Origin of the sequence: Aeromonas veronii bv. veronii (assembly GCF_000820225.1) — a bacterium.
GTDB classification, from domain to species: Bacteria; Pseudomonadota; Gammaproteobacteria; order Enterobacterales; family Aeromonadaceae; genus Aeromonas; species Aeromonas veronii.
Map to the genome: position 1 here is coordinate 1 of NZ_CDDK01000047.1, position 536 is coordinate 536.

At 49.6% G+C, this 536-nt stretch carries 1 protein-coding gene; it reads right to left on the reverse strand.

Annotated elements, in window-relative coordinates; translation table 11 throughout:
* A partial coding sequence (locus BN1139_RS19785) for a porin (protein ID WP_041980891.1) occupies positions 1-242 on the reverse strand: 242 nt, incomplete at its 3' end.
* Positions 243-536: the final 294 nt, after the last annotated feature.

Genomic DNA, 536 nt, shown 5'->3' on the forward strand with positions numbered 1-536 from the left:
AGGTTGTACTCGGCAAAGCCGAACGCCTTCATCTCGGGAGCAATCTTGGTCTCGCCAGCAACGTGCAGACGGAAGTAGCTCTGGTCACCTTCGGAACCGTTGTCATCAGTACCGTAGTACATACCCTGAGCACGGCCGCCGATTTCCAGCTTGGTATCGTTCTGGTTGTAAACGGTAGCGGCATGGGCGCCGCTCGCCAGCAGCAGGCTGGAGATGGCAATAGTCAGTGCAGACTTCTTCATATGCGTTATTCCTCTGATGTAAACACTTCCGAACTTGTTGTCGGTTCTGTGAAATCGGAAATAGTCCGATAGCCACACGGTAGGCGTCCCAACCTTGACTGGGCCTGAATCCATCGTTGTTTAATTGAGGTGACGAGGTCGTTATCAAGACTGGATGTGACGGTTTTTGACAAGATAAAAAGAGATTAAATTCAATGGATTATTTTCTAGTGACTTTTTTGACATCAAGGCTGTTCTGAGCAACAAGGTCGATGGCTCAAGTTGTGAGCTAGATCACGCAGGGGAGAATGGGGC